At 74.2% G+C, this 12,561-nt stretch carries 12 protein-coding genes; 5 read left to right on the top strand and 7 right to left on the bottom strand.

What is annotated here, in order from left to right:
• Nucleotides 1-18: 18 nt before the first annotated feature.
• Complete coding sequence (locus tag ABEB17_RS07935) at nucleotides 19-618, top strand: bacterial proteasome activator family protein (protein ID WP_345716142.1); 600 nt, start codon at nucleotides 19-21, stop codon at nucleotides 616-618.
• A 63-nt stretch (nucleotides 619-681) separates the two neighbouring features.
• Here ABEB17_RS07935 and ABEB17_RS07930 read toward each other — a convergent pair whose 3' ends face one another.
• From ABEB17_RS07930 to ABEB17_RS07915, 4 genes are read right to left on the bottom strand one after another with little or no spacing between them, the layout of a single operon-like run.
• On the bottom strand, nucleotides 682-1,479 hold the full coding sequence (locus tag ABEB17_RS07930) for an HAD family hydrolase (protein WP_345716141.1): 798 nt from the start codon (nucleotides 1,477-1,479) through the stop codon (nucleotides 682-684).
• A 4-nt stretch (nucleotides 1,480-1,483) separates the two neighbouring features.
• Complete coding sequence (locus ABEB17_RS07925) at nucleotides 1,484-2,428, bottom strand: ferredoxin family protein (RefSeq protein ID WP_345716140.1); 945 nt, start codon at nucleotides 2,426-2,428, stop codon at nucleotides 1,484-1,486.
• On the bottom strand, nucleotides 2,425-3,654 hold the full coding sequence (locus ABEB17_RS07920) for a cupin domain-containing protein (RefSeq protein WP_345716139.1): 1,230 nt from the start codon (nucleotides 3,652-3,654) through the stop codon (nucleotides 2,425-2,427). Before ABEB17_RS07920 ends, ABEB17_RS07925 begins: the two co-directional genes overlap by 4 nt.
• Nucleotides 3,642-3,860, bottom strand: a complete 219-nt coding sequence (locus tag ABEB17_RS07915) for a hypothetical protein (protein WP_345716138.1) — start codon at nucleotides 3,858-3,860, stop codon at nucleotides 3,642-3,644. Before ABEB17_RS07915 ends, ABEB17_RS07920 begins: the two co-directional genes overlap by 13 nt.
• Before the next feature lie 353 nt (nucleotides 3,861-4,213).
• Here ABEB17_RS07915 and ABEB17_RS07910 point away from each other — a divergent pair, with 353 nt between their 5' ends.
• Together ABEB17_RS07910 and ABEB17_RS07905 are read left to right on the top strand one after the other, a co-directional pair.
• Nucleotides 4,214-6,505: an ATP-binding SpoIIE family protein phosphatase gene (locus ABEB17_RS07910; RefSeq protein WP_345716137.1), complete on the top strand. Its 2,292-nt coding sequence runs from the start codon at nucleotides 4,214-4,216 to the stop codon at nucleotides 6,503-6,505.
• Between the two features lie 19 nt (nucleotides 6,506-6,524).
• Complete coding sequence (locus ABEB17_RS07905) at nucleotides 6,525-7,643, top strand: carboxylate-amine ligase (protein ID WP_345716136.1); 1,119 nt, start codon at nucleotides 6,525-6,527, stop codon at nucleotides 7,641-7,643.
• Between the two features lie 16 nt (nucleotides 7,644-7,659).
• Here the strand turns inward: ABEB17_RS07905 and ABEB17_RS07900 are convergent, their stop codons facing one another.
• Genes ABEB17_RS07900 through serS form a run of 3 tightly spaced genes read right to left on the bottom strand, consistent with a single transcriptional unit; the run spans nucleotide 7,660 to nucleotide 10,692 of the window.
• Complete coding sequence (locus ABEB17_RS07900; protein WP_345716135.1) at nucleotides 7,660-8,586, bottom strand: SCO6745 family protein; 927 nt, start codon at nucleotides 8,584-8,586, stop codon at nucleotides 7,660-7,662.
• Between the two features lie 4 nt (nucleotides 8,587-8,590).
• A complete protein-coding gene (locus tag ABEB17_RS07895; protein WP_345716134.1) occupies nucleotides 8,591-9,412 on the bottom strand; it encodes an HAD family hydrolase in 822 nt (273 codons plus the stop codon).
• Nucleotides 9,409-10,692, bottom strand: coding sequence for a serine--tRNA ligase (gene serS / locus ABEB17_RS07890; RefSeq protein WP_345716133.1), 1,284 nt, complete (start codon nucleotides 10,690-10,692; stop codon nucleotides 9,409-9,411). The genes ABEB17_RS07895 and serS overlap by 4 nt, the downstream gene beginning before the upstream one ends.
• A 55-nt stretch (nucleotides 10,693-10,747) precedes the next feature.
• On the opposite strand from serS, the gene ABEB17_RS07885 reads away from it, so the two are divergent.
• Nucleotides 10,748-11,812, top strand: coding sequence for a diacylglycerol/lipid kinase family protein (locus tag ABEB17_RS07885; protein ID WP_345716132.1), 1,065 nt, complete (start codon nucleotides 10,748-10,750; stop codon nucleotides 11,810-11,812).
• Nucleotides 11,809-12,555: a phosphatase PAP2 family protein gene (locus tag ABEB17_RS07880; protein ID WP_345716131.1), complete on the top strand. Its 747-nt coding sequence runs from the start codon at nucleotides 11,809-11,811 to the stop codon at nucleotides 12,553-12,555. Before ABEB17_RS07885 ends, ABEB17_RS07880 begins: the two co-directional genes overlap by 4 nt.
• Nucleotides 12,556-12,561 lie beyond the last annotated feature (6 nt).

The following is a 12,561-nucleotide window of genomic DNA, read 5'->3' as shown; positions in this document are numbered from 1 at the left end:
TGGGGGCAGGATGGGGGCATGAGCCAGCCTGACGAGACGAACCCGGGACCCGAGCAGGACCGCTTCGTGGTGGTCACCCAGGACGGGATGGGCGTGTCGTCGTCCGGTAGCGGGTCCGGAGACGGCACCGGGGAGGGTGAGGACGCCGAGCGCAACCCGGCCGACCTCATCGAGCAGCCCGCGAAGGTCATGCGGATCGGCAGCATGATCAAGCAGCTGCTCGAGGAGGTGCGCTCCGCGCCGCTGGACGACGCCGGGCGCAGCCGCCTCGCGGCGATCCACGAGCGCTCGCTGACCGAGCTCGAGCAGGGTCTGGCCCCCGAGCTCGTCGACGAGCTGCGCCGGATCACCTTGCCGTTCAGCGGTGACCAGACCCCCTCGGACGCCGAGCTGCGGATCGCCCAGGCCCAGCTCGTCGGGTGGCTGGAGGGGCTGTTCCACGGCATCCAGACCGCCTTGATGGCCCAGCAGATGGCCGCCCGCGCCCAGCTGGAGGAGATGCGCCGCGCCCTGCCGCCCGGCGCGATGCCCCCGGACGGCCTGCCCGGCCATCCCCAGCACCCTGGCCAGCCCCAGCACCCCAGCCAGCAGCCCCCCAACACCGGCCAGTACCTCTAGCGCAAATAGCCCGCTATCCGGGCCTTTCGAGCCCCCATGACCCCGGATAGTGGCCTATCTGCGTCAGGGGGCGAGGAGGGACTCCAGGACCTGGGCGACGCCGTCCTCGTGGATCGGCGGCGCGACGTGCTGGGCCACAGCCAGGACGTCGGCGTGCCCGCCGTCCATCGCGTAGCCGCGGCCGGCCCAGGCGAGCATGTCCAGGTCGTTCGGCATGTCCCCGAAGGCGACGACATCCGCCGGGTCGATGCCGTGCTCGGCGGCCAGCTCGGCCAACGCGCTCGCCTTGCCGACGCCGAGCGCCGAGACCTCCAGCAGGCAGTCCCGCGGGTTCGAGTGGGTGGGGGCGGCCAGCCCGTCCAGCGCCTGGATCGCCCGGGCCAGCATGTCGTCGGCCAGCCGGGACTCGCTGCGGCACAAGAGCTTCAGCAGGCCAGGGTCGTCGGCCAGCAGCTGCCCGAGGTCACCTTCGGGGAACGGCCGGAAGGCGTCGTCCCAGTGCGGCTGGAAGCCCGGCTCGAGCCGGAACCCGGCCAGCGTCTCGACGGCGAACTGGGCGTCCGACATGGACGCGCGCAGCCGGTCGGCCACCTCCACCGCCACCTCCGGTGACAGCGTGCGCGCCGTGACCACCTGCTCGGCGGCGAGGTCGTAGACCACGGCGCCGTTGCCGCACAGGGCGATCCCGCTGTGCCCGGTCTGCTCCACCACCTCGGCCATCCAGCGGACCGGCCGGCCGGTCACGTAGACGACGAGCACCCCGGCGTCCTGGCAGGCCTGCAGGGCCGCGACCGTGCGAGCGCTGACCGCGCCGTCCGCTCCGACGATCGTGCCGTCGAGGTCGGTCGCCACCATCCGCATGCGGTCATCCTGCCGCATCCGGCGAGGTCGGCCCGAGCACCCGCGCGTCCACCACCTCGTACGTCGTCGAGGCGGCCGGGCCGCCGGCGCGGCAGGTGAGCTGCGCGGCGGCGCGGGTCGCTCGTCGCACCGTGAGGCCCACCCGGTCCGGCACGCCGGCCCCCGGCTGCCCGGCCAGCTCGACCCGCCAGCCGCCGTCGTCCAACGCCTCCAGGTGCACCGAGCGGAACGTCCGAGCACCGACAGGACCCCACTGCCGCAACGCTTCCACGACGGCGGCCTGCACCACCGGCGGCTCGGTGGACAGCCCCCGCAGGAAGTCGGCATCGACCCGGCCGGCCAGGTGCTGCTCGACCACCCGCACCGCGGACTCGGCGTCCAGGTAGCCGTAGTACGCGCCGTCCGGGAGCAGCACGACGTTGGCCGCGAACCGGTCGCCGCCGACGTGCGAGCACTCCCAGGTCCAGTCCGGCCAGCGCTGCGCCAGCGCCGCCGCCACCGGGCGACCGCGGATCGCGCAGCACGTGTCGTGCCGGCCGTGCGTGCACACCAGCAGCACGGGCTCCTCGGCGGCGTGCACCGGACCGACCGGCGCCCGCTCGGGATCCAGGGCGAGCGCAGCGTCCAGCAGGTCGCCGTCCTCGGTCCACGTGCCCCACACCGAGGGGACGCCGGACGCGTGGTCCACCACGGCCCACGCCCGCGGACCGCGCTGCGGGTCCGCCCGCCCCGGACGGCGCACCAGCAGGATCCGGGCACCGGACGCCCCTGCCGCCGAGCGCAGCTGCTCCTGGACGCCGCGCTCGATGCCGGACTCCGCGAACGCCTCCGGCGCCCACGGCCCCGGGTGCTCGATCAGCAGCCAGCGGCGCGCCGGGGCCGCCGTCCCCACCATCGGGTCGTCCCGGTCGCGAGCGGCGTCGGCGCAGCGGAAGGTCGTGTCGGTCATCGGTTCGGCGCTACGAGGATCCCGGTGAGCAGCAGGGTGCGGGCCAGGGCAGACCCGAGGTCGTCGGCGCGCCCGGTCTTGAGGAGCTCGCGCACGGAGTCCACCTGGTCGGCCTGGAGCCGGACGTCGCCGGCCCGGCTGCGCAGGACCGCTCCGCCGTCGGGTTCGTCGACCAGCTGCGGCAGCAGGTGCGCACGGAGCGCGAGCCCGGCTGGTAGAGGAGCGTCGTCGGTCAGCGCTGCCGCCTCGCGCAGCTGGGCGAGGGGTGCGACCGGCGCGGCGCGCTGAGCGGCCAGCCGGTGCGCCGCCAGCCGTTGGGCCACCGCGGCCGCGTCAACGTCCCGGACGGCGTCCAGCAGGCGTCCGCGGATCAGCTCGAGGTCGTCGGCGATGGCCGTGGGGTCCGCGACGTCCGCGCCCAGGGCGAGCGAGTGCCGCACCTGAGGGTCGGCGGCGAGGCTGGCGAGGGCCTGGTCCAGGACCTGCTGCGCCAGCGAGTGCCGGGTCCAGGTGTGCACCCCGAGCGTGAGGTGGGTGCTGACCGCGCCGAGCGCGGTCGCCGCGTGCAGGAAGCCGCGCGGCAGGTAGAGGCAGTCACCGGGGGTGAGGACAACGTCGAGCAGCGGCTCGGTGGCGGCGGCCCGGGCGACGTCCTGGCGGCGGTCCGTCCAGGGCTGGTCGCGCAGCGGCGCCTCGTGCACCGGGGCGTGGATCCGCCAGCGCTTCTCACCCTCGACCTGCAGGACGAACACGTCGTGCACGTCGTAGTGGTCGTCGAAGCCCTGCGACTGCGGCGGCGTCACGTACGCGTTGGCCTGCACCGGGTGCCCGAGCTCGGCCGCGAGCTGCTGGCAGAACGCGACCAGCGGCGGCCAGGTGCGGTGCAGGCCCTGCAGGACGAGCGTCGCGCCGTCCGCGAACAGCCGCAGCAGCTTGTCGTCGCTGATCTGGTCGCCCACGGCGGCGCCGATGCCGCCGCCGGCGGTGAAGGACCGGTCGGGCAGGGTGCTGCCGTTCTTGGCGACCCGCAGGAACGGGGTGCGCAGCCCGCGCGACGAGACCAGCTCGTCGACGGCGTCGGCGTCCAGCAGGTCGTGGACGTCGCCGGGCAGGTCAGCCGCCTGGCTGAGCCAGGCCTCGTGACCCCAGACCTCGCGGGCGAAGGCGTCCGGGTCGGCGGACACCAACCGTGGCAGGGCGAGGTGCCCGGGCGTCAGCCCGGGCACCTGCGCCGGCGGAGCGGGTTGCACTCAGGCGCTGCCGTCAGCACCGCCATCGGCGCCACCGTCAGCGCCACCGTCAGCACCACCGTCAGCACCACCGTCAGCGCCGCCGTCAGCGCCACCGTCAGCACCGCCATCGGCGCCACCGTCAGCACCGCCATCGGCGCCACCGTCAGCACCGCCGTCAGCGCCACCGTCAGCACCGCCATCCGCGCCACCGTCAGCACCACCGTCGTGCTGGCCGGGCGTGCCGCTGGCACCGCCGTCGGCGGGGCCTTCCGTGGTCGGGTCCTGGGTGTCGTCGCTCATGGGTTCCTCCTCGAGTCGCGTGCGGGGTCGTGAGGTTCATACCTAGCCCCCCAGGCCGGACCCTGCCACTCAGAGCGCGAGCACGGAAGGCGCGTCCCTCCAGGCGGACAGGCCCGATGGGGTGGAATTGGCGGCGACATGTCCGATGCGTCGCGTTCGGAGCGCATCCTGGTGGAGACTCTGGGGACGCACGCAGGGTGCGGGGATCGATGGGCGGCCAATGGCGGCAGCCAAGGACTGCGGAGGGAGGGCCGTGGCGGACGAGCATGCCGTCCTCGACTACCGGGCCGTCCTGGCTGCGGTCCCGCTGCCCTGCTGGCTGCTGGACGAGCAGCTCGTGGTCGTCGCCGTCAGCGACGCGTTGCTGGCGCTCACCGGGCGCAGCCGCGACCAGCTGGTCGGCCGTCCGGTGGCGGACAGCTTCCCCACCAACCCGGACCAGCCCGGCGTCGTCGGCCCCGGCGGCCCGCTGACCGACTCCGTCGCCCGCGCCCTGCACAGCGGAGCGACGCACGTCGTCCCCCGCATGCGGCACGACATCGAGCTGCCCGCCGACTCGGGGACCTTCGTCGAGCGCTGGTGGTCGGTCACGAACTCGCCGCTCGAGGACACGAAGGACACCCGGTTGGTCCTCAGCACCGTCGCGGACGTGACCGCCACGGTGCACGACGAGGAGCGGCGCCGGGTGCACGAGCGCCGCGAGGTCGAGCTCCTGGAGCACGCGCAGCGGCTGGAGTCGGACCTGGTGGTCCAGCAGCGCGAGATGGCCGTCCTCAGCGCGGCGGAGGCCCAGGTCGGACGGCGGCTGCAGGGCCTCGCGTTCGTCGCCCTCGAGCTGGCCGCGGCGGACTCCGTCGAGGAGCTCACCGACCTCATCGTGGTCCGCGGCGTCGCGGCGATGGGCTGCGACGGCGGCGGTGTGGCGGTGCGCGACGACCAGGACCAGGTGGTGCGGCTGACCATCACGGACACCCGCCGCGAGGGTCAGCGGCTGCGCCAGGAGATGCCGACGTCGACCCGTCTGCCGTCGGTGGTGGCCGCAGTGGTGCCGGAGCCGATCTACCTGGGCAACCGGGACGAGGGACTGGCCTGGGGCGAGGAGATGCAGCTCGTCTACGCGACGTCCGGCTGCGACGCGTGGGCCTCCCTGCCGCTGCTGGCCGAGGGTCGGCTGCTCGGGTCACTGACCGTCAGCTGGGTGGAGCCCCGCGCCTTCACCCTCGACGAGAAGGAGCTGCTGGCGGCGTTCGCGGCCCAGTGCGCCCAGGCGCTGCAACGGATCCAGGCGCGCCAGGCCGAGCGGGAGGCGACGATGTCGTCCCGACTGCTGTCGGAGTCGCTGCAGCGCAGCCTGCTCACCGACCCGGCGCAGCCCGCGCACCTGCAGCTGGTCGCCCGCTACCTGCCGGCGGCCCGCGAGGCCTACGTGGGCGGGGACTGGTACGACTCCTTCGCGCTGCCGGACGGCGACACGATGCTGGTGATCGGGGACGTCGCCGGGCACGACCGGCTGGCCACCGCCTCGATGGCCCAGGTGCGCGGTGTCCTGCGCGGGGTGGCCCACAGCCTGGACGGCTCGCCGGCCGAGGTGCTCACGGGTCTGGACCACGCGCTGCGGGACCTGGACGTCGACGCGCTGGCCACCGCGGTGCTGGCTCGGGTCGAGCGGGACCTGCAGGCCGAGGTCGAGGGCGACCGGACGACGGTGACGCGGTCGCTGCGCTGGTCGAACGCGGGGCACCCGCCACCGATCCTGTTGACGGCGGACGGGCAGGGCGAGCTGCTGGTCAGTGAGCCCGAGCTGCTGCTGGGCCTGCTGCCCGGGACCGCGCGCACCGACCACCGGCTCGTGATGGAGCCGGGGATGACGTTGCTGCTGTACACCGACGGCCTGGTGGAGCGGCGCGGCGAGTCCCTGACCCAGGGGCTGGAGTGGCTGCGGCACCGGGTGCAGGCCCTCGCCAACCTGCCGCTGGGCTCGCTGTGCGACGCGCTGCTGGGCGAGCTGCCCACGGACGCCGAGGACGACGTCGCGCTGCTGGCGATCCGCTGCAACCCGGTGGACGACTCGGGGGAGCTGCCGACGTTCGTCCGGTCCGCGGTGGACGCCCCCGACGACCGCGCGGACCGCGCGGACAGCGAGCTCCGGGCTCCGACGCCGGCCCGTCGCTCGGACGTGTCCCTGGTGCTGCCGCCGGACGTCGGGGCCGTCCGTCGCGCTCGCTCGTTCGTCCAGCAGCACTGCCGGCAGGCCGGGTACCTGATCGCCACGACCGAGACGGTCGTCCTGCTGACCAGCGAGACCGTGACGAACGCGTTCATCCACGGCCGCAGCGAGGCCCGGCTCCGGCTGATCATGCGAACCGACCGGATCCGGGTGGAGGTCGGCGACGACAACTCCCGGCACCCGCTGCGGGCCGAGCGCCAGGACGACGCGCTGGACGGCCGCGGCCTGGACATCCTCGACCTGCTCTCCACGTCCTGGGGGGTGTCCGACGACGTCGCGGGCAAGGTGGTCTGGTTCGAAGTCGCCCCGGAGCAGTAGGCACGCCACACTTCGACGCATGCGCACGGTCGGGGTGGAGGAGGAGCTGCTCGTCGTCGACCCCGAAACCGGCCAGGCCCTGGCCCTCGCCGCGGCGGTCGTCGCGTTGGACGGCCGCGACGACGGGGCGGGCGCACCGGGGGGCACCCTCGAGGGCGAGCTCCAGCTGCAGCAGGTCGAGGTCGACACCCACCCCCAGACCGACCTGTCCGCGCTCGCCGACGACGTGGTCGCCGCCCGGGCCCGGGCCGCTGAAGCCGCTGGCAGAGTAGGCGCGCAGATCGCCGCGCTGGCGACGTCCCCGCTGCCGACAACTCCCCGCACGACGCCGGCCGCGCGCTACCTGACCATGGCCGAACGGTTCGGGCTGACCGAGAGCGAGCAGCTCACCTGCGGGTTGCACGTGCACGTCGGGGTCGAGTCGGACGACGAGGGTGTGGCCGCGCTGGACCGGATCCGGGTGTGGCTGCCGACGCTCATCGCACTCAGCGTGAACTCGCCGTTCTGGTCCGGCGTCGACTCCGGCTACGGGAGCTTCCGGTCGCAGCTGTGGAACCGGTGGCCGACCGCAGGACCGTTGGAGCTGTTGGGATCCGCGGACGCCTACCACCGCCTGGTCGCCGAGCACCTGGCCACGGACGTGCCGCTGGATGCCGGGATGCTCTACTTCGACGCGCGGCTGTCCGCGCAGTACCCGACGGTCGAGGTGCGGGTGGCCGACGTGTGCCTGCTGGCGCAGGACACGGTGCTGGTCGCGGCGCTGTGCCGGGCGCTGGTCGAGACCGCCGTCCGCGACTGGCGGGACGGGCGGCCACCGGACGACGTCCCGACGGCATTGCTGCGCCTGGCCTCCTGGCGGGCCGGGCGCTCCGGACTGGACGAGAACCTCGTCGACCCCGGCACCTGGCGACCGCGTCGGGCCAGCGAGGTCGTCGCCTCCCTGGTCGAGCACGTCCGGCCGGCGTTGGCGGACAGCGGAGATCTGGACGAGGTGCAGGACGGTGTCGCCGACCTCCTGCACCGCGGGCCGGGCGCGGTGCGGCAGCGCACGGTGCTTCACCGCGGCGCGCTGTCGGGGGACGTCACGATGGCGGACGTCGTCCGCGACGCCGTCGAGCAGACCGCTCGGCCGGTCTAGCTCAGGCCCTGCTGGCTCAGGCCGCGGTCGCGCGGGTCGGTGCCAGCACGCCGGACGCGATCACGCTGCGGCGCAACGGGTTCAGCAGCTCGGCGAGGCGTCGAGTGCCGTCCAGCCCGAGGTGGGCCCAGCCGTCCAGCGCGGACAGCTGGGTGGTCTCCTCCAGCTCGGTGCGCAGCTCGCGGCCGGATGCGGTGAGCTCCAGACCGCTGCCCTGCACGCCGCCTGCGGCCTCACCGGCACCGTCGGCGTTCCCGATCAGGTCCTGCTCCATGAGCCGGTCGGCGGACTCCTGCCACTCGGCCTCGGTCCAGCCCCGGCTCTGCTGCAGGAAGTGCAGCGTCGGCCCGCCCGTGTCAGCCAGCCCGTACGTCCACATGGCATCGAGCGGGCTCAGCCCCGCGGTCAGCAGGGCGGCGACGTGGCCGTCCCCGCGGTGCTCGCGCAGCAGGGTGGCGGCGTGCCAGAGCTGCAGCAGCGGGTCGTCCGGCCAGGGCAGCGACGCGTGCCCGGCGTACAGCGGCCGGCCGGGTGCGGTCAGTCCCTCGCAGGCCTGCCGGACCAGCGCGACCGCCTCGTCCAGCGCGCCCTCGGGGGCGGCGGCGAGCGTCTCGTCCAGGATCGCGTGCAAGGTCTGCTGCACGCCCTCGTGCCGGGCGGCGAGCACCTGCTCGGGCGACGCCTGCTGCCAGCACTCGGGCACGATCATCCGGACCCGGCGCGGCGCGAACACGTAGAACGTGGCTTCGACGACCTCGGCCGGCACCGGCCCCATCGCGGCGGCCCGCACCGGGAAGTACGCCAGCCCGGGGTGCAGGCCGAGCGCCTTGTACTGGGTGCGGCACTCGGCGGAGAAGTAGCCGGGCACGTGCAGCATCTCGAGGCAGGCCCAGGCCCGTTGCGCCCAGCCGTCCAGGTCCAGCTCGTCCGTCGATCCGGCCATCGGCTCAGTTCCCCTCTGCGACAAGGCGTTCCAGGACGTCGGCGAGCCCGTCCGCGTACACGTCGGCGCACACCTCGTCGGCGGCGTCCTGCACCTCGGCCGGCGCCTGGCCCATGGCCACCGAGCGGCCGGCCCAGGCGAACATCTCGAGGTCGTTGCGACCGTCGCCCACGGCGAGGACGTCGACGGCGGCCACCCCCAGGGACTGCGCGGCGAAGGCCAGGCCGTGCGCCTTGCTGACGCCCTCGGGCGCGATGTCCAGCCAGGCGGTCCAGCCGACGGTGTAGCTGCCGCCGTGCAGCCCGAGGCGCTCCACCAGCTCGAGGAAGTCCTCGGGGGTGTGCTCGGGGCTGCGGACCACCACCCGGGTGGCCGGCCGCTCGAAGAGGTCCTCGAACGGCACGATGGACATGGTGCCGATCAGCTCGCCGTCCGGGAACGGTGCGGTGAGCCGGAAGCCGGTGCCCAGGTCCTCGACCGCGTAGACGGCCTGCGGCAGGTGCTCGCGCAGCAGGGTGAGCGCGTCCCGCGGGTCGAAGGTGACCACGTCGGCGAGCTCGTAGCCGTCGTCCAGGCTCGGGTCCAGCCGCAGCGTCACCGCGCCGTTGCTGGTCACCGCGTACCCGTGGGTCAGGCTGAGCCGGTCCAGCACCGGGGTGGTGGCGATCAGCGAGCGCCCGGTGGACAGCACCACCTCGCGACCGGAGTCCGCCACCGCCTGCACCGCCGACCGCACCCGGTCGGTCAGTCCGCCGTCGTGGTCCAGGATCGTGCCGTCCACGTCGAGGGCGACAACCGGCCAGCGGGGCCGCGTCGGAGCGCTCACGCGCGCCGGACCGGCTCGAGCACGTCCAGCCCGACGAAGGGACGCAGGGCCGGCGGGACCACGACCGAGCCGTCGGCCTGCTGGTGGTTCTCCAGGATCGCGACCAACCACCGGGTGGTGGCCGCGGTGCCGTTGAGCGTCGCGACCGGCCGGGTCGCGCCGTCCCGCTCCGGGTCGCGCTCGCGGGTGCCGAGCCGGCGGGCCTGGTACGTCGTGCAGTTGGACGTCGAGGTCAGCTCGCGGTAGCGGCCCTGGGTCGGCACCCAGGCCTCGCAGTCGTACTTGCGGGCCGCGGGGCCGCCGAGGTCGCCGGCGGCGACGTCGATCACCCGGTAGGGCAGCTCGACGGCGTCCAGCAGGCTGCGCTCGAAGGCCAGCAGCCGCTGGTGCTCGGCGGCCGCCTCCTCGACCGGGCAGTAGCTGAACAGCTCGATCTTCTGGAACTGGTGCACCCGGATGATGCCGCGGGTGTCCTTGCCGTGCGAGCCCGCCTCACGGCGGTAGCAGGTCGACCAGCCGGCGTACCGGATCGGGCCGTCGCTCAGGTCGACGATCTCGTCGGCGTGGTACCCGGCGAGCGCGACCTCCGACGTCCCGGTGAGGTACAGGTCGTCGTCCGCGAGCCGGTAGACCTCGCTGGCGTGCGCGTCCAGGAACCCGGCACCGGCCATGACGTCCGGCTTGACCAGCGTCGGCACGATCATCGGGCTGAAGCCGGCCTCGATCGCCCGGCTCATCGCCAGGTTGAGCAGGCCGAGCTCGAGCCGCGCGCCCTGGCCGGTGAGGAAGTAGAAGCGCGAGCCGCCGACCTTGGCGCCACGGGCGATGTCGATGGCACCGAGCAGCTCGCCGAGCTCGACGTGGTCGCGCGGCTCGAAGCCCTCGGCGGCGAAGTCGCGGGCGGCGCCGACCTCGTGCAGCAGCGCGAAGTCGTCCTCGCCGCCCGACGGCACCCCGGGCTCGATCAGGTTGCCGACCCGGCGGACCAGCCCGCTCAGGTGGTCGGCGGCGGTGGCCGACTGCTGCTCGAGCTCCTTGACCCGCTCGCTGAGGGTCTTGGCGTGGGCGATCAGCGCGGGCTTGTCCTCCTTGGCGGCGGTGGACACCTGCTTGCCGAAGCTCTTCTGCTCGGCTCGGGCCCGCTCGAACTCGGCCAGGCTGCTGCGACGCTCCTCGTCGGCGGCCAGCACGGCGTCGACCAGCTCGACGTCCTCGCCACGGGCGCGCTGGCTGGCCCGAGCAGCGTCGGGGTCGTCACGGAGGACCTTGAGATCGATCACGCGCTCGAGCCTATCCCGCGCGGCATGGCCGACCTCACCGATATGTTGGCGCACCATGACCGTCCACCCGATCGCCCTGGCCATCGCGGCCGTCGTGATCGTCGTCGCGTTCACCGGCCTCGCGGTGCAGCTGTACCGCTACCGCGCGCGGGTGCAGGAGCTCGAGCCGAGCACGCCGGACGACGGGTCGATCCGGCAGGCCGCGATCATCATCAACCCCACCAAGTTCTCCGACCTGGACGCCGTGCGCAGCCAGGTCAGGCGGGTCTGCCGGACGCACGGGTGGGCCGACCCGATGTTCCTGGAGACGACCGAGGACGACCACGGCAAGGGCCAGGCGAGGCAGGCCCTGGACGCCGGCGTCGACCTGGTCTGCCCACTCGGCGGCGACGGCACGGTGCGGGAGGTCGCCGAGGCCCTCGTGCACACCGGGGTGCCGCTCGGGCTGCTGCCCGGTGGCACCGGCAACCTGCTGGCCCGCAACCTCGACCTGCCGCTGTCCAGCATCGACGACGCGCTCGCCGTGGCGCTGACCGGCCAGGACCACGCGATCGACGTCGGGCTGGTCGAGTTCGACCCGTCCGGTGAGGACGAGCGCCCGCAGACCCTGGTCTTCCTGGTCATGGCCGGGCTCGGCTTCGACGCCCAGATGATGGCCGGTGCGCCGGAGAAGCTGAAGGCCAAGGTGGGCTGGCTCGCCTACGCCGTCTCGGGCGCCAAGCACCTGCGGGCGCCGCGCGCCAAGGCGACGATCGTGCGCGACGACCAGCCCGAGTTCAGCCGCCGGGTCAGCACCCTGCTGGTCGGCAACTGCGGGACCCTGACCGGCGGCATCCGGCTCATCCCGGACGCCGAGGTGGACGACGGGTGGCTCGACGCGGTCACGTTGACCCCCAAGGGGCTGGTCAGCTGGGCGACCGTCGCGGTCCGGGTGCTCACCCGCCGCGGCCACCACCGGGTGGAGCGGATGCGCTGCCACGAGATCTCGGTGCGGGTGGACCGGCCGACCGAGGCGCAGCTGGACGGCGACGTCGTCGGCCAGGTGCGGGCGCTGCGGGCCCGGGTCGACCCGGGTGCCCTGGTGATCCGGCTGCCCGCGGACCGGGTCCTCTCCTCGTGACCGCTGGTCGTCCCGGCGACGCCGGCAGCTCCAGCCCGGTCGAGGTCGACACCCGCCGGGCCCGGCCGCGACTGCTCGCCGGGGTGGTGGCGATGGCCGTGAGCGCCGTCCTGGTGACCGTGCTGGCCCTGCTCGTGCGCGACTCGTCGGGACCCGTCGTCCGGTTCGACCAGCGGGTGGTCACGACGACGACCGGCTGGGCGCTGCGGCACGAGTGGCTGGCCGATGCCGCGGACATCGGCGGCTACGTGCTGCACCCCTTCGTCTTCCGGTTCGCGGTGCTGCTCGCCGCGATCTGGCTGTGGCGCCGCGACGCCCGGACCGCGGCCCTGTGGGCGGCGATCACCATGCTCGTCGGCACGCTGCTCGGCGCGCTGATCAAGCTGGGCGTCTCCCGGGCCCGGCCGGTGCTCGACCACCCGGTGTCGTCCGCGAGCGGGTACAGCTTCCCGTCCGGGCACGCGCTGAACGCGATGCTCGGCTGCACGCTGCTGGTGGTGCTGCTGTGGCGACCGGCCGAGAAGCGCCGCCGGCGGGCGGCCCTGCTGGCCGTCGCCGCCCTGCTGGTGCTGGCGACCGGCTTCGACCGGCTGCTGCTCGGCGTGCACTTCCCGAGCGACGTCCTCGCCGGGTTCCTGGTCGGCGGGCTGGTCGTGGCGTCGTCCTGGGTCGCGTTCGGGCCGATTCTGCGGCAGCGTGCCCTGCGCGGCGCCGAGCGCGCCGTCGAAGATCAGACCGACTGAAGGAGC

Source organism: Angustibacter luteus (assembly GCF_039541115.1).
GTDB lineage: Bacteria > Actinomycetota > Actinomycetes > Actinomycetales > Angustibacteraceae > Angustibacter > Angustibacter luteus.
Note: the sequence above shows the minus strand (reverse complement) of the source record. Positions and strands in the feature narration are given on the sequence as shown.

Coding starts and splice junctions, on each gene's coding strand:
- ABEB17_RS07935 (WP_345716142.1), top strand. CDS start 19: ATGAGCCAGCCTGACGAGACGAACCCGGGACCCGAGCAGGACCGCTTC.
- ABEB17_RS07930 (WP_345716141.1), bottom strand. CDS start 1,479: ATGCGGATGGTGGCGACCGACCTCGACGGCACGATCGTCGGAGCGGAC.
- ABEB17_RS07925 (WP_345716140.1), bottom strand. CDS start 2,428: ATGACCGACACGACCTTCCGCTGCGCCGACGCCGCTCGCGACCGGGAC.
- ABEB17_RS07915 (WP_345716138.1), bottom strand. CDS start 3,860: ATGGCGGTGCTGACGGTGGCGCTGACGGCGGTGCTGACGGTGGCGCCG.
- ABEB17_RS07905 (WP_345716136.1), top strand. CDS start 6,525: ATGCGCACGGTCGGGGTGGAGGAGGAGCTGCTCGTCGTCGACCCCGAA.
- ABEB17_RS07900 (WP_345716135.1), bottom strand. CDS start 8,586: ATGGCCGGATCGACGGACGAGCTGGACCTGGACGGCTGGGCGCAACGG.
- ABEB17_RS07885 (WP_345716132.1), top strand. CDS start 10,748: ATGACCGTCCACCCGATCGCCCTGGCCATCGCGGCCGTCGTGATCGTC.